The 15,662-nt window shown below is 65.6% G+C and carries 10 protein-coding genes, 1 pseudogene and 1 riboswitch; of the genes and pseudogenes, 7 read left to right on the top strand and 4 right to left on the bottom strand.

The window, feature by feature from the left end; all coding sequences use genetic code 11:
• Positions 1-57 precede the first annotated feature (57 nt).
• Together LWC34_RS55730 and LWC34_RS55725 are read left to right on the top strand one after the other, a co-directional pair.
• On the top strand, positions 58-1,374 hold the full coding sequence (locus tag LWC34_RS55730; RefSeq protein WP_233734906.1) for a glycoside hydrolase family 27 protein: 1,317 nt from the start codon (positions 58-60) through the stop codon (positions 1,372-1,374).
• 12 nt (positions 1,375-1,386) lie between these two features.
• The gene (locus LWC34_RS55725; protein ID WP_233734904.1) at positions 1,387-2,403 is read left to right on the top strand and encodes a phytoene/squalene synthase family protein; all 1,017 of its coding nucleotides are present in this window, start codon (positions 1,387-1,389) and stop codon (positions 2,401-2,403) included.
• On the opposite strand, the pseudogene LWC34_RS55720 reads toward LWC34_RS55725, so the two are convergent.
• Positions 2,340-2,642 (bottom strand): annotated as a pseudogene (locus LWC34_RS55720) (Rv2175c family DNA-binding protein); the annotation flags it as partial. The gene LWC34_RS55725 and the pseudogene LWC34_RS55720 sit on opposite strands and share 64 nt — an antisense overlap.
• 86 nt (positions 2,643-2,728) lie before the next feature.
• Here LWC34_RS55720 and pknB point away from each other — a divergent pair.
• Positions 2,729-4,672, top strand: a complete 1,944-nt coding sequence (gene pknB, locus LWC34_RS55715) for a Stk1 family PASTA domain-containing Ser/Thr kinase (RefSeq protein WP_308200325.1) — start codon at positions 2,729-2,731, stop codon at positions 4,670-4,672.
• 71 nt (positions 4,673-4,743) lie between these two features.
• Here pknB and LWC34_RS55710 read toward each other — a convergent pair whose 3' ends face one another.
• Positions 4,744-6,132: a class II 3-deoxy-7-phosphoheptulonate synthase gene (locus tag LWC34_RS55710; protein ID WP_233734902.1), complete on the bottom strand. Its 1,389-nt coding sequence runs from the start codon at positions 6,130-6,132 to the stop codon at positions 4,744-4,746.
• A gap of 56 nt (positions 6,133-6,188) precedes the next feature.
• Between LWC34_RS55710 and LWC34_RS55705 the strand changes: the two genes are divergently transcribed.
• Positions 6,189-7,202 carry a DUF2891 domain-containing protein gene (locus LWC34_RS55705; RefSeq protein WP_233734900.1) on the top strand — a complete coding sequence of 338 codons (1,014 nt, stop codon included), beginning with the start codon at positions 6,189-6,191 and terminating at the stop codon, positions 7,200-7,202.
• A 63-nt stretch (positions 7,203-7,265) separates the two neighbouring features.
• Here LWC34_RS55705 and metH read toward each other — a convergent pair whose 3' ends face one another.
• The gene (gene metH / locus LWC34_RS55700; protein ID WP_372496873.1) at positions 7,266-10,868 is read right to left on the bottom strand and encodes a methionine synthase; all 3,603 of its coding nucleotides are present in this window, start codon (positions 10,866-10,868) and stop codon (positions 7,266-7,268) included.
• Between the two features lie 14 nt (positions 10,869-10,882).
• Positions 10,883-10,964: riboswitch (S-adenosyl-L-homocysteine riboswitch) on the bottom strand.
• Between the two features lie 62 nt (positions 10,965-11,026).
• On the opposite strand from metH, the gene LWC34_RS55695 reads away from it, so the two are divergent.
• From LWC34_RS55695 to LWC34_RS55685, 3 genes are all read left to right on the top strand, one after another.
• Positions 11,027-11,983, top strand: coding sequence for a DUF1152 domain-containing protein (locus LWC34_RS55695; RefSeq protein ID WP_233734896.1), 957 nt, complete (start codon positions 11,027-11,029; stop codon positions 11,981-11,983).
• Between the two features lie 11 nt (positions 11,984-11,994).
• A complete protein-coding gene (locus tag LWC34_RS55690) occupies positions 11,995-12,264 on the top strand; it encodes a hypothetical protein (RefSeq protein WP_233734894.1) in 270 nt (89 codons plus the stop codon).
• 85 nt (positions 12,265-12,349) lie between these two features.
• The gene (locus LWC34_RS55685) at positions 12,350-13,624 is read left to right on the top strand and encodes an ankyrin repeat domain-containing protein (RefSeq protein WP_233734892.1); all 1,275 of its coding nucleotides are present in this window, start codon (positions 12,350-12,352) and stop codon (positions 13,622-13,624) included.
• 43 nt (positions 13,625-13,667) lie between these two features.
• On the opposite strand, the gene LWC34_RS55680 is transcribed toward LWC34_RS55685, so the two are convergent.
• A complete protein-coding gene (locus LWC34_RS55680) occupies positions 13,668-15,446 on the bottom strand; it encodes a Calx-beta domain-containing protein (protein WP_233734890.1) in 1,779 nt (592 codons plus the stop codon).
• Positions 15,447-15,662: the final 216 nt, after the last annotated feature.

Here is a 15,662-nt window from a genome sequence, read left to right as displayed (position 1 = left end):
CAAATTAACTAACGAAGTTAATTAATCCTTCCTACCCCTGCCAAGGAAGGCCCTGCCATGCGCTACGCCAAAATCCTGCTGTCAGCTGCCGTGATCCTCGGCCTGACCAGCGTTCCCGCGCAAGCCAAGAGCGATTTCTCGCTGCGGCCGTTCATGGGCTGGAGCAGCTGGAGCGTCCAGTCGTCGACCTGCCCGACCTACGGCACGAGCTGGCTCAACGAGGGCAATCTCCGCAACGCCGCCGACGCGTTGGCCGCCAAGCTGGCACCGGCCGGCTACACGTACGTGAATCTGGACTCCGGCTGGAATGCCTCGCTGGGCTGGGTCGCGCGGTTCGACGGCAACGGCATCCCCGACCCGGACCCCACACGTTTCCCCAGCGGACTGCCGTCGCTGTCGAACCACATCCATGGCAAGGGCCTCAAGATGGGCCTTTACCAGCCCGCCGGCCTCGACCACGCGGTCTACGACCGCAACCTGCCCATCCAAGGCACCAACTGTCGCACCCGTGACATCGCGGTCCAGCCGTTGACCGCGAACAACAAGTGGGGCAGCCATTGGAAGATCAACTACTCGAACCCGTGCGCGCAGGCGTACGTCGACTCGATCGTGGCCAGGTTCGCGTCCTGGAACGTGGACTTCATCAAGATCGACGGCGTCACGATCGACAACGTTCCGGACATTCAGGCCTGGTCAAGGGCGATCGACCGGACCGGCCGCACGATGTGGCTGACCGCGAGCGCCTGGCCGGTGGATCGCCAAGCCGCGCCCGGGTTACGCCCCAACGCCAACAGCGTACGGGTCGACACCGACATCGAGTGCTACTGCGACACGGTCGCGACCTGGACCAGCTCGGTGGACGACCGATGGGCCGACCTGCCCGGCTGGCTGAGCGACGTCGGCCCGAACTTCTGGCCGGACCTCGACTCCATGCCGATCTCGAACAACAAGGGCCAGGGTATCCAGGACGGCATCACCGACACCGAACGGCAAAGCGTGATGACCTTCTGGTCGATGGCCTCGGCTCCGCTGTACGTCGGCGGTGACATCTACTTCCTGGACAGCGCGGCACAGGCGATCCTGACCAACCCTGAGGTGATCGCCGTGGACCAGGCCGGAGTCCTTCCGCAGCGGATCACCGGCGGCACCCTGCAGAAATGGCGCAAACGGATGCAAGACGGGTCGTGGGTGGTCGCTGTGTACAACCTCGGCTCGTCCCCGGCGAACATCACAGTGAACTGGAGCGACATCGGACTGGGCGGCAGCAGGCGGGTCCGCGACCTGGTCGCCCGCGGTGACCTGGGGAGTTTCACCAACAGCTGGGCCGCGACCGGCATCCCGGCACACGGATCACGGCTTATCAAGGTGACCTAGCATGACCTTGTCATGAGTAACCGTGAGCTGGACGCCGCCGGGATCACGGACCCCGATCTGCGCGCCGCGTACGCCGCAAGCAAAGCCATCAACGCGAGCCACGGCCGCACCTACTTCCTGGCTACGCGGCTGCTGCCGATCGCCGACCGCCCCGCCGTGCACGCGCTGTACGGCTTCGCGCGCGTCGCTGACGACATCGTGGACGGCACGCTGCCGAAATCCGAGCAGACCATGGAGTTGCTGGCGCTGCAGCGGACCATGTGGGACGGCGATCAGCCCGTGCTGCGCGCGCTGGCCGACACCGTCCGCCGCTACCGGATCGACCGGCAGCTGTTCACCGACTTCCTCTCGTCGATGCGGATGGACCTGCACGTCAAGCAGTACGAGACCTACGCGGAGCTGGCGGAGTACGTCTACGGCTCAGCCAGCGTGATCGGCCTGCAAATGCTTCCGGTGCTTGGCACGGTTTCGCCACGCAAGGAGGCCGAGCCGTACGCTGCCGCACTCGGCGAGGCGTTCCAGCTCACGAACTTCCTCAGGGACGTCGGCGAAGACCTCGACCGCGGCCGCGTGTACCTGCCAATGGACGAGCTGGCCGCGTTCGGCGTCGACCGCGACCGCCTGCGTTGGGCCAGAAGGACAGGACGGCATGACCCGTACGTACGCAGGGCGCTAGCCCATATGGTCGCGCGCACGCTCGCGATCTACCGGCGCGCGGAGCCTGGCATCGAGATGCTGCGGCCCTGGTCAAGGCCGTGCGTCAGCACCGCAGCGAGGTTGTATCGAGGAATCCTCGACGAGATCGTCGCCGCGGACTACGAGGTCCTCAACCGGCGCGCGGTCGTCCCGACCGGGCAACGACTCATGGTCGCCTTGCCCGCCGCGACGAAAGCAGCAGGTCAGAACGCCAGGGCTTGGGCCCTGCGCTTGACCTCACGGCCCCGGTCGCCGCGCAGCGCGTCGATCGGCGTGCCCGGCAGCGACTCGTCAGCGGTGAAGAGCCACCGCAGGATCTCGCTCGGCGAGTAGCCGGAGTCGTTAAGCAGGGTGATGGTCCCGGACAGGCCCTTGACCAGCTCGTCGTTGTCGGTCAGGAAGACCGCGGGGACCAGCAGCTCGCCCTTCCTGCGCACCGCGATCAGCTGGTGGTCCCGAAGGGCCTGCTGGACGCGGCTGACCGGACGGCCGAACCGGTCGGCCACCTGACGCAGGGTCAACACCTCCACCGCTGGGTCGAGCACATCGTCAGCAATGGGAATCGCACTCACGAATGAACACGATGCCACACGCCACACGTATGAGAAATGAGGCAGGCCGACCCACAAGGAGCAAACCGATCCGTACGATCGCACACGTGCAGGAAAGAGGCGGGCTTGGAATGGCGACGTTGCTCGAGCAGCGTTACCGGGTCGACGCGCCGCTGGCCCGCGGCGGTATGTCGGCGGTCTACCGTGGCATGGACACGCGTCTTGAGCGGCCGGTGGCGATCAAGGTGATGGATCACCGGTTCGCCGAGGACCGGTCGTTCGTCGACCGGTTCGAACGTGAGGCGAGAGCCGCAGCGAGCCTGCACCACCCCAACGTCATCGCCGTGCACGACCAGGGCTTCGACGGCGATCACGTGTTCCTGGTGATGGAGCTCGTCGACGGCGGCACCTTGCGTGACCTGCTGGTCGAACGCGGTCGGCTGACGATCCCGCTGGCGCTGTCGGTGCTCGAACCGGTGCTCTCGGCGCTGGCCGCCGCGCACCAGGCGGGGCTCGTGCACCGGGACGTCAAGCCGGAGAACGTGCTGATCGGCAAGAACGGCGTGGTCAAGGTCGGCGACTTCGGCCTGGTCAAGGCGATGGCCAGCTCGAACAACACGAGCAACAGCGTCATCCTCGGCACGGTCGCCTACCTCTCGCCCGAGCAGGTCGCGACCGGCGTGACCACGGCCCGCGGCGACGTGTACGCCGCTGGCCTGCTGCTGTACGAGATGCTGACCGGCCAGCCGCCGTACGTCGGGGACACCCCGATTTCGGTGGCGTATCGGCACGTGAACGACGACGTGCCGCCGCCGAGCCAGTCCGCGCCCGGGATCCCTCAGGCTTTGGACGAACTGGTCGTGCGCGCGACTCGGCGTGACCCGATGGCGCGTCCGGCCGACGCTGGCGCGTTCCTGGCGGAAGTCGAGCGGGTCCGGCTCGCGATCGGCGCTCCGCTCGTGCCGATCCCCGCTTCGGTGCATGGCACGAAGACCGCGCCTCGCGTCGCCACCGACATGCCGACGGTGCAGGTCGCGCCCGTCACGCCTGCTCCCGTCGCGACGACCCCGCCTGGTCCGCAGGGGACGCGGGCCATGTCGCGCAGCGACGTTCCCACCAGGACTCCCCGTTCGGCTGACAAGAAGAAGGAACCGCCTCGCAAGCGCCGTTTCCCGATCCCCAAGTGGGGCATCGCCGCAGCTGTGCTTGCCGTGATCGCGATCGTCTCGACGTTGATCCTGACCAGCGGGCCGGACCCGGTCGCGATCCCGAACGTGGTCGGCGACGACAGTGTGTCCGCGGTGCAACGGATCGAGGACGCCAAGCTGATCCCGACGGTGGTCAAGGTCCGCAGCAACGACGTCCAGCGCAACAAGGTGATCAGGACCGACCCGCCAAACGGCACGCTCATCCCCGGCTCCGGCGTGAACGTGTACGTCTCCACGGGCCCGCCGATCGTGCCCGATGTCGAACCTGGCGCGACCGTGGCCGACGTGCAGAAGGCGTTGCAGGGTCAGGAACTCAGGTCGAAGCTGAACCCGGCTGAGGACTTGTTCGACAACAACGTGCCCAAGGGCAGCGTGATCAGCCTGTCCCCCAGCCCGGGGACACAGCTGAAGCTCGGCGAAGAGGTCACGCTGATCCTCAGCAAGGGCCCCGCCCCGCTCAAGCCGCTGCCGGACGTGCGCGGCAAGACCGAGGCCGAGGCGCGTGAGCTGGTCCAGGAAGCTGGCTACACCGTCACGGTGAGCACGCGGTTCGACGAGCGGATCGAAGGCGGCCGCGTGATTTCGTCCAACCCGGACGCTGGGGCCGTGGCGCAGGACAAGAAGGTCACGCTGTTCGTGTCGAACGCGGTGACTGTGCCGGACCTGAACGGCAAACGCGTCAACGAGGCCAGGGACCAGCTGGAAAAACTGGGCTTGAAGCTGGATGTCGCGTTCGGTGACAACCGTGGCAACCGGCGGATCTTCGCGCAGGGCCCCAACGCCGGGGAGCGTGTCCAGAAGGGCTCGACGGTCCGAGTAGGCGTGAACTTCTTCGACAGCTAGAAAAAACCCTCGTGAGTGGTTAGGCGTGTTAGAACACGGCTAACCGCTCACGAGGGTTGACCTGGGGTTATTCAGGAACGCAGCATCTCCGCGACCAGGAATGCCAGCTCAAGGGACTGCTGGGTGTTCAGGCGCGGGTCGCACGCGGTCTCGTAGCGCCCAGCGAGGTCGGTGTCGGAGATCTCCTGCGCGCCGCCGAGGCATTCGGTGACGTCCTCGCCGGTCAGCTCGACGTGGATGCCGCCGGGGTGCGTGCCGAGGCCGCGGTGCACCTCGAAGAAGCCCTGGACCTCGTCGACGATCCGGTCGAAGTGCCGGGTCTTGTAGCCGGTCGAGGACTCGTGGGTGTTGCCGTGCATCGGGTCGCACTGCCAGATGACCTTGTGCCCGGACGCTTCGACCTTCTCCACGATGCCCGGCAGCACGTCGCGGACCTTGTGGTTGCCCATCCGGCTGATCAGCGTCAGGCGGCCCGGCTTGTTGTGCGGGTCGAGGCGCTCGACGTACTCCACCGCCAGCTCGGGCGAGGTGGTCGGGCCGATCTTCAGGCCGATCGGGTTGGACAGCAGTTCGGCGAACGCGATGTGCGCGCCGTCGAGCTGCCTTGTGCGCTCGCCGATCCAGACGAAGTGCGAGGACAGGTCGTACAGCTTCGGCTCTTCGCTGCTTGTGTCCATTCGCAGCAGGGCGCGCTCGTAGTCGAGCAGCAGCGCCTCGTGGCTGGCGAAGATCTCGGTGTGCTCCAGCGAGTAGTCGTGCACGCCACAGGCCTGCATGAACCGCAGGCCGCGGTCGATCTCGGCGGCCAGTGCCTCGTAGCGCTCACCGGCCGGGGACGTGCGCACGAAGTCCTTGTTCCAGTCGTGCACCATCGCGAGGCCAGCCATGCCCGCACCGGTCAGTGCGCGCAGCAGGTTCATCGCGGCGCCCGCGTTGGCGTACGCACGGATCATGCGTGACGGGTCCGGCACGCGCGCTTCAGGCGTGGCGACCAGGGAGTTGACGATGTCACCCCGGTAAACCGGCAGGCCGAGCGCGTCGGTGGCCGCGGAACGCGGCTTGGCGTACTGGCCCGCGATCCGGCCGACCTTCACCACCGGCAGACTCGCGCCATACGTGAGCACGACGGCCATCTGCAGCAACGTGCGAATGTTGCCGCGGATGTGCGGCTCGGTGTTGTCGGCAAACGTCTCCGCGCAGTCGCCGCCTTGCAGCAGAAACGCCTCGCCGTTCGCGACCTCGGCAAGGCGGACGTGCAGGCGGTCGATCTCAGCGGGCACGGTGATCGGCGGCACAGACTCGAGCACGGTGCGCACCTTGCGCACGTCATCCTGGTCCGGCCACTCGGGCTGCTGCGCGGCCGGTTTGGCCAGGGCCTCGTCGAGCGCCTTGCGCAGGTGCGGCGGCAGCGGGGGCAGTTCGGGAAGCGTGTCCACAGGCACGTCCACGGTCCAGTTCACGCCCCTAGCCTAAAAGGTCGGCAAGGGAGTTTCGGCGTCAGGCAGGATTGGACGTCATGTCCCCGCACCCACACCCGACCCGGTTGGCCCGGGAGACCGCGAACCGACTGCTCACGACCGCCGTCGCGAACGTCCAACGTGACTACCCAGTGCATTGGACAAGGACGATCAGCGGCCCTGCCGACCTGGTGCCGCACCGGACACTACACCCGGTTTTCGCCGGTTCGTTCGACTGGCATTCATGCGTGCACCAGACCTGGCTGATGGCCCGGCTGCTGCGCCACGACCCGGACTTACCCGACGCCGCCTCGGCGAAATCCGTGCTCAGCGCCTTGATCACCCCCGAGGCCTGCGCGACAGAGGCGGCGTTCTTCAAAACCGGCGCTGGCCGCCACTGGGAGCGCCCGTATGGCTGGGCGTGGCTGTTGACATTGGACGCGGAACTAGCCACGACCCCATGGTCGGTGACTCCGCTGAGTGACGTTCTCCGGGAAAACTGGCTCGCTTGGATCCGGGACGCACGCTTCCCCGTCCGGGTCGGCACGCACTCAAACACGGCGTTCGCAGTTGGACACGTCCTGGACGCTGCACGCGCGACTGGCGACGTTGAACTCGCCGAAGCGTGCACCTCCGCGGCGCTGCGGTGGTACGTCGACGACGTTGGATACGGCGGTTTCGAGCCGGACGCGGTCGACTTTCTCTCCCCCGTGCTGGCCGAGGCGGACCTGATGCGCCGGGTCCTTGACGGCCCAGGGTTCGCCAAGTGGTTTGACGCTCTCCTGCCGGACCTTGCCGCCTCCCGCTGGCAGATCCTGCGCGAGCCCGTTCCCGTGGACAACCCTGCTGATGCTTATGGCTCGCATTTGGCTGGCCTGATTTTGTCTCGGGCTTGGGCGTGGCGCGCCATCGCTCAAGCTTTGCCGTCTTCACATCGGTACGCGTCGTTGGGGTGGGACGCGTTCGAGGCGCATTCCTCAGTCGGCTGGGACTACGTTTTCGGCCACGGCTATATGGCCGACCACTGGCTCGGAACGTTCGCGGTCTATCTGGAATTGGGCGCTCACGGATAAGCGTCACGCGGATCGTAGAAGCCATCCTGATGTGCTCGAGGATGGCTTCTACGACCAGTTTCGTCAGGCGGTCTCGTAGCCGAGGTTTGGTCGCAGCCAGCGCTCGACGACCTCGATGTCCACGCCTTGGCGGCGCGCGTAGTCCTCGACCTGGTCGCGGCCTAGCCTGCCGACGGTGAAGTAGCGGGATGCTGGGTTGGCGAAGATCAGGCCGCTGACCGCTGCCGCTGGCGTCATCGCGTACGACTCGGTCAGCGCCATGCCGACTTTTTCCGCGTCGAGCAGGTCGAACAGTTGCTTCTTCTGGCTGTGGTCCGGGCTGGCTGGGTAGCCGAGCGCTGGGCGGATGCCGCGGAAGCGCTCCGCGTGCAGGTCTTCCAGTTTCGGCTGGGCGTCCGGCTCGAACCAGGCGCGCCGCGCCTCCAGGTGGATGTACTCGGCGAACGCTTCGGCGAGCCGGTCGGCCAACGCCTTGACCATGATCGAGCGGTAGTCGTCGTTGCGTTCTTCGTACTTCGCCGCGAGTTCTTCGGCGCCGTGGATCGCCACCGCGAATCCGCCGAGGTGGTCGCCCTTCGGGGCGATGTAATCGGCGAGGCAGCGGTTCGGGCGTCCTGCGGGCTTCTCTGTTTGCTGACGCAGCATCGGCAGGCGCAATTGTCCATCTAGGACGATGTCGTCGCCTTCGGAATGCGCTGGCCAGAACGCGTATGCCCCTTGGGCGTGGAACGATCCGTCGGCGATGATCTGGTCGAGCAGCGCGTTGCCGTCGTCGAACAGTTCCTTGGCCACCGGCTGGTCGAGGATCGCCGGGTATTTGCCTTTCAGCTCCCATGCGAGGAAGAAGAACTGCCAGTCGATCATTTCGTGCAGTGTGGTCAGGTCCGGTTCGACATAACGTACGCCGGTGAAGTCGGGCGTTGGCAGGTCGTCGAACGAGACGCTCTCCGGGTTCGCGCGCGCCTGCTCGATCGTCAACAGTGGACGGCGTTCCTTGGCTTCGTGCTGCTCACGCAACCGTGCCTGCTCGGCCCGGTTGTTCTCGTCCAATGTGGCCGCTTTGCCTTCGTCGAGCAGATCCGACACGACACCGACAACGCGTGACGCGTCCAGCACGTGCACGATCGATCCTTCGTACGCGGGCGCGATCCGGACCGCCGTGTGCTGGCGGGAGGTTGTCGCTCCGCCGATCAGCAACGGCAGGTTCATCCCGCGGCGCTGCATTTCCGTTGCCACGCTGACCATTTCGTCGAGTGACGGGGTGATCAGGCCGGAAAGTCCGATCGCGTCGGCGCCTTCGGCGATCGCCGTGTCCAAAATGGTCGCCGCTGGCACCATCACACCGAGGTCGATCACCTCGTAGTTGTTACAGCCAAGCACCACGCCCACGATGTTCTTGCCGATGTCGTGCACGTCGCCCTTGACCGTGGCCAGGACGACCTTTCCGTTGCCGCTCCTGGTGTCGATCTTGCCTTCGGCGCGCAGCCGTTCCTTCTCCTCTTCCATGAACGGCTCGAGGTACGCGACCGACCGCTTCATCACGCGCGCGCTCTTGACCACCTGCGGCAGGAACATCTTGCCGGAGCCGAACAGGTCGCCGACGATCTTCATGCCGTCCATCAGCGGGCCTTCGATGACGTCGAGCGGGCGGGCCGCGTCCTGGCGCGCCTCCTCGGTGTCGTCCTCGATGAAGTCCACGATCCCGTGCACCAGCGCGTGTTCAAGGCGCTTGTGGACCGGCGCCTCCCGCCACGACAGGTCGACCGTGCGCTTGGTTCCCGTGCCGGTCACGGTCTCCGCGAACGCGACCAGCCGGTCGGTGGCGTCCTCGCGACGGTCGAACAGCACATCCTCGACCAGTTCCAGCAGGTCAGCAGGGATGTCCTGGTACACAGCGAGCTGACCGGCGTTGACGATGCCCATGTCCAGCCCGGCCTGCACCGCGTAGTACAGGAAGGCCGAGTGCATCGCCTCACGGACAACGTTGTTGCCACGGAAGGAGAACGACAGGTTCGAGATACCGCCGCTGATCCTCGCGCCTGGGCAGCGCTGCTTGATCAGCGGCAACGCGTCGATGAACGCCTTGGCGTACCCGTTGTGCTCAGGGATCCCGGTCGCGACGGCCAGCACGTTCGGGTCGAAGATGATGTCCTCGGCCGGAAACCCAGCCTTTTGGGTGAGCAGGTCGTACGCGCGGGCGCAGATCTCGACCTTGCGCTCGGTGTTGTCAGCCTGGCCCTGCTCGTCGAACGCCATCACCACGACGCCCGCGCCGTAACTGCGGATCTTGCGGGCGTGCTCGAGGAACTGCTCCTCGCCTTCCTTGAGGCTGATCGAGTTGACGACGCCCTTGCCCTGCACGCACTTCAGACCGGCTTCCAGCACGCTCCACCTGGAGCTGTCGATCATCACCGGGATGCGGGCGACCTCGGGCTCGGTCGCGATCAGGTTGAGGAACGTGGTCATCGCCCGCTCGCTGTCGAGCAGGTCGGCGTCCATGTTGACGTCGAGCAGGTTCGCGCCGCCACGCACCTGGTCGAGCGCGACATCGACGGCGGCCTGGTGGTCGTCGCCCTCGATCAGCCTGCGGAATTTAGCCGATCCGGTGACGTTGGTGCGCTCACCGATCATCACGAAACCGGTGTCCTTGCCGATCTCGAACGGCTCAAGACCACTGAATCGGGTCTTCGGCGCCGGATGCGGCACCTCCCGCGGCTTCAGGCCTTTCACGGCCTGCGCGACCTTCGCGATGTGCGCCGGCGTCGTGCCACAACAGCCGCCGACGATGTTGACCATGCCCTGCTCGACGAAGTCCTTGAGCAGCGCGGCGGTTTCGTCCGGTGTCTCGTCGTATCCACCGAAAGCGTTCGGAAGACCCGCGTTCGGGTGACTTGCGGTGTACGTGCCCGCGAGCCGGGACAGGTCAGCGACGTGCGGACGCATCTCGGCGGCACCGAGCGAACAGTTGACTCCCACGATCAGGGGATTCGCGTGCTCGATCGAGCTAAAGAACGCCTCGACCGTCTGGCCCGAGAGCGTGCGGCCGGAGAGGTCGACGATCGTGACCGAGATCCACAACGGCAGGTGCGGCGCGATGTCCTTGGCGGCGGCGACAGCGGCCTTGACGTTGAGCGTGTCGAAGGCTGTCTCGATCATCAGCAGGTCGACGCCGCCCTCGGCGAGTGCCTTGACCTGCCCGGCGTAGGACTCGTAGACCTGATCGAACGTGACCGCGCGGTACGCCGGGTCCTCGACCTTCGGCGACAGCGACAAGGTGACGTTCAGCGGGCCGATCGAACCAGCCACAAACTTGCCACCGGCCTCGTCCGCTGCCTGACGGGCGAGCTGCGCGGCGCGCACGTTCATCTGGTGCACCAGCGGCTGCAGGGCGTAGTCAGCCTGGCCGATGGTGGTCGCGGTGAACGTGTTGGTCGTGGTGATGTCCGCGCCCGCGGCCAGATACTGCCGGTGCACGTCGAGGATCACGTCAGGCCGGGTGAGATTGAGCAGGTCAGGGTCGCCCGTGACATCTTTCGGGTGATCTTGTGGGATGAAGTCGGCCTGGTAGTCGGCCGGTGTGAGGCCCGCGCCCTGCAACATCGTGCCGAAGGCGCCGTCCAGCACCACGACACGCTCACTGAGAAGGTCTTGCAGAGACTTACTCACCATCGCCTCCCACCATTTGGGAGGCGCCCTTGCTCACCGTGATGCCAGACCGAGCGTGGCGGACCCACGCGGTCCGTTGCAGCGCCTCTCGGCCTAGGGCACGTAGGTTACCGGGAAAGCGCAAGCCATGCACATGTCCTCCAGCTAACCTCGACCTAGTGTTCTCACTATCCGAGCCGCCGCTGTTCACGCGGTTGAAGGACGCTAGGAAGATCCTCATCGCGGGCGCGGGCGGTGGCTTCGACGTCTACGCCGGAATCCCGTTGGCCCTCGCGTTGCGTGGCGTCGGCAAGCAAGTGCACCTCGCCAATCTGTCCTTCACCAATCTAACCGCGCTCGACATGGACATCTGGCTGCAACCAGGCGTCGCCGCGATCACGCCGGAGACCGAAGGCAAACACAGTTACTTCCCCGAACGGGTCCTGGCCTCGTGGCTGGCCTCGGAAGGACTGCCTTCGACGGTGTACGCGTTCCCCCGGGTCGGCGTCCAACCGCTGCGGATCGCCTACCGCTCACTGCTCTCACATCTTGAGATCGACGCCGTCGTCCTGGTCGACGGCGGAACCGACATCCTCATGCGTGGCGACGAGGTTGGCCTCGGCACACCAGAGGAAGACATGACCAGCCTCGCCGCGCTGGCCGGAGTTGATGGCGTCGACCGGCTGGTGGCGTGCATCGGATTCGGGATCGACACGTATCACGGGGTCTGCCACTCGCATGTGCTGGAAAATTTGGCTTCGTTGACCCGCACGGGCGCCTATCTCGGCGCCTTCTCCATCCCGCCGGACTCAGCTGAAGCAGCGGCCTACCTGCGCGCGGTGGATCACGCGCAGGCCGCGACGCCACGACGGCCGAGCATCGTCAACGGGCAGATCGCCGCGGCCATCCGAGGCGAGTTCGGCAACAGCCAGTTCACCGAGCGCACTGCGGGCAGCGAGCTGTTCGTCAACCCGCTGATGGCCATGTACTTCACGCTGGATCTCCCCGGGCTCGCGGAAAGCATCGGTTACCTGCCACGGATGGAGGAATCGATCCACATGGTCGAGGTCGCCATGGCCATCAGGGAACACCGCGAGCACATCGAGCGACGGATATGGCGAGCATTCCCGCACTGAGATGAGGCCCCATGGTCAGAGCAGCTGCCCAGATCTTCATCGACGACGACCAGGGCTACCTCGCATGGCAGGCGGCGCACCCCGACCTGTACGTGATCAACGCAAAGCGGAGCCTGAACCCGAACAACCTCGTCCTGCACCGGACGACGTGCCGCACGGTCAGTGGGACGCCGACGAGAGGTTCGCAGTGGACCGGGCCGTACGTGAAGATCTGCGGGACCAGGTCGGATCTCGACGCGTATCCGACGGCTCGGCCATGCCGGATCTGTCTCGGGTCGTGACCGAAAGGGCATTGATGCCCGATGTCGCTGGGCCGTTGGGGGCTTTGCTGGACGGTTGATCGACCCGGGACCTAACGTGGCAGCCGTGGACCTGCATAGCGCCGTAGCGAACGGTGATGCGGATGCGGTCCGCGCGCTGCTCGCGACTGGGGCGGCGTTGTCAGTCACCGACGTCGACGGCAACACACCGCTCGAGGTCGCGAAGGATCCGGACATCGCTCGGCTGCTCATTTCCGCCGGAGCTCCGGTGCGGACCAGCGGGGAGACCTCTCCACTGCACCGCGCCGTCGAGTTCGGGTGGACCGAGGTAGCCGACATGCTCCTGGAGCGCGGCGCTGATCCCGGTAGCCGGGATGAGTTCGGGGATCTTCCGCAGGATCTGCTGCCCGCGGGGCCGTCCGAGCTTCGGGAGCGGATGGCGCGCAGGCTTCGTTATCACGGTCGGTCTGCCCGGTTGGGGCTCGACGAGGTCGAGCATGGCCCGCAGCAGACCGTCGCCATCCGGCCGCATCGGGCTGAGGCGCTGACCACGATGTATCGCGGCACTGTCCTTGTCCGGTGGGAGCTTGAGCCGAGGATCAAGCCGCTGGAGATCCTGCGCGTGGGTTCTCGCGCTGACTTACGTGGCCCGGTCGGGTCGTTCACGGGTCCGCTTGTCGCGTTCGCCGGAGAGAAGTCCATTCAGCTCAGGCAATGGGCTGCGATCCGGTTGGCGCACGAGCTTCCCGACGTCCCCACTGGCTGTCTCGCCATGTCGCCGGACGGGGATCGGCTCGCGGTCGGCAGCAACCAGAAGCTTCGCGTCGTGGACATGCTGACCAGCGAGACGCTCGCCAGCGATGAGGATCTCGACCACACCGACTGGGAAGGTCTTGGCGACGCTCGTGTCACCCCGCAGTTCTCACCGGACGGCGGCAGGCTCGCCGTCGCCAACTCGATGCGGGGCAGTTGGTGGTTGAGCGTTCTCGACGTCGCGAGGGACGGCCGTCTCCGGCATCGCTATGACCGGCGGGATCCGCAGCCGTGGAGTTCTGAGGTGTCCGGCGCTGTTCGTTTTTCCCCCGATGGTGAGCTGATCGTCATGTGGGTTCATCCCACTGGGGTGGTGGCAACCCGATCCGCAACCGGTGAGGCCGCGTGGAATCACCAGATCGAGTCACGTAAAGGCACGCTTTGTTTCACCGGTGACGGGCGTACTTTGGCTGTGGGGACCGATTCCGGCGTGTCCTGGTTGGACGCGTACAGCGGCAGGCCGCGTGGCCGCGAGACCACTTTCGGTGCTGTGAACGACATCGCGTTCGCCGATCACTGCGGAATGCTCGCGGCCACGAGTACCGGACTGCATCGCCTGATGGGCTGAAAAAATGGGGGCGGACCGAAGCCCGCCCCCCATTCGTGGGTCACTACTTCTTCTTCGGACACTCCACCTGCGACTCGGCGATCACCAAGTCGGCAAGCGCGGTGTCGAGCGAGACGGCGCGCTGAGTCACCGAAGTCGCCGTTTTGACCGTGCTGTTCAGCTTCAGCGAACCGACAAGCAACGGAATGGTGACCGGGCCGGAACCGACCTTGACGGCTTTGCCGTTGATCTTCACCGAGCCGACCTTCGAACTACCGCTTGTCTTGCCCTTGCCACACGTGGCACTGACATTCGACTCGATCAGGCCAATCTCAATCACCTGATCGAGAGCGGTGATCTTGACCGAACCAGCCCCGGCCTTCGCGTTGTCCTTGCCGGTCTTCGCAGTCATGCCGTCGACTTCGACAGCGACAAGGCCAGCCTCGAGATTCGCCGAAGCCACAGACTTGCTGTCGCTCTTGCACGAAGCCTTGGCCGGGTTGGCCGTCGCGACCTTCTTGTTGAGCAGCTTCACCGCGTTGGCAGTGCACGAAGTCACGGTGACATCACCATCGTCATCCCTGATGGTGACGGTGCCAGTGCCGACAACTCTGCCGCTTTGGGTGAATCTCACAGCGAACGTCTCGTCGTACTCGTAGTAGTAGTCCTCGACGATCTGGATGCTCAACTGTTTGAAGGTCTGCCTTGGCTCGAATGTGAGATCGCCTACCGCGGCGACGTAGTCCGAACCCGCGGTCGCCGTCCCGTTGACAGTCTCGTAGTGCACTGTGATCGGCTCGGTTGCGGGCTGGTCCAACGTCACATTGAGCACCGCGACGTTGCCCTCGTTGACGGTGTTGCCTTCGACCTGCACTCCTGGCACACGAATCGTGATGTTCTGCGTCAGTCCCTCAGGCTGGCCGTTGATCAGGAAGTCGACCTTGCACCGGTAGACACCGGGCGCCGTCCCCTCCTTGACCCCGATGACCTCGTTGAACTCGGCTGTCTGTCCACTCCGGACCTGCTTGCTCGCCGGAGTGATCGTGGTGGTCAGCTGCGGTGCGCAGTCGGTCGGCCGGTGCGTCACCGTGACATCCAGTTCCTTGATGCCGTCAAGGATCGCCGTGGCCACCGCACCAGGTGAACTGTCCGGCATCAGCACGCCACCGGTCTGCGCGGTGATCGTGCTCGCTTGCCCGCGACTGTTCAGGCCGCCGCCGTCCGTACCCGAGATGGGCACCGCGATGACCCTGATCTGCTTGCTCTTCAAGGCATCGAGCGCTTGCTGCAAACTGTGCCCGAGGCTTGGGTTCTCCGAGCCCGCGTCACCGAACCACGCGATGATCCGGCTGCTGTCCGGCCGGAACCCGATCGCGTCCGTGCCGATCCGGTAGTGCGCGTTGATGAAGTCGGTCGTCGGAATCCCGCCGCCACCGGCGTTGTTGAGCCACTTCAGGGTCGCTGCCCTGACTTGGTCCTGGTCGTTGGTCAAAGGCTGGTTGACGGTGAAGACCTGTGCGCCGTCGACGTTGTGCTTGTACTCGGCGACCGCGAACCTTGCCGATGGTTGCGCCTTGAGCACCTGACTGGTGATCGCGTTCGCGTTGTTCACGACGTTCTGGATGACGTCCATCATGCTGCCGGTGGAATCACCGAGCAGAACGATGTCCGGATTCGGCGGTACCACCGGTGTGGTCACCGTCTTTTTCACAGCGACATGGCCACCGGGACCGACCGTGAAGTCCACCGACGGCGGATCCACCTGCGCGGGCACTGCCGGCGTCGCCAAACCAGCGAACAGCGCGGCCGACACCACAGCGAGCGCCAGCGTTCTCGTGGGCATTGCACCTCCCTCGACACTCCTCGTGAGTGGTTATCAGGGTTAGAACCCCGATAACCACTCACAAGGGGGACGTGTGCGCTGCCGAGCGCGGAGTGTGCCCTTTGGGGCAGCCGATCGGACCGAAACACCTTTATCGAAGCCAAAGAAGGCACCAACGAGCGGTGGGCCAACTGGACTACCCGAAGGTGTCACGGCAGCAGGAAACAGTGGATGGCC

The organism is Kibdelosporangium philippinense, from assembly GCF_021390435.2.
GTDB lineage: Bacteria > Actinomycetota > Actinomycetes > Mycobacteriales > Pseudonocardiaceae > Kibdelosporangium > Kibdelosporangium philippinense.
Note: the sequence above shows the minus strand (reverse complement) of the source record. Positions and strands in the feature narration are given on the sequence as shown.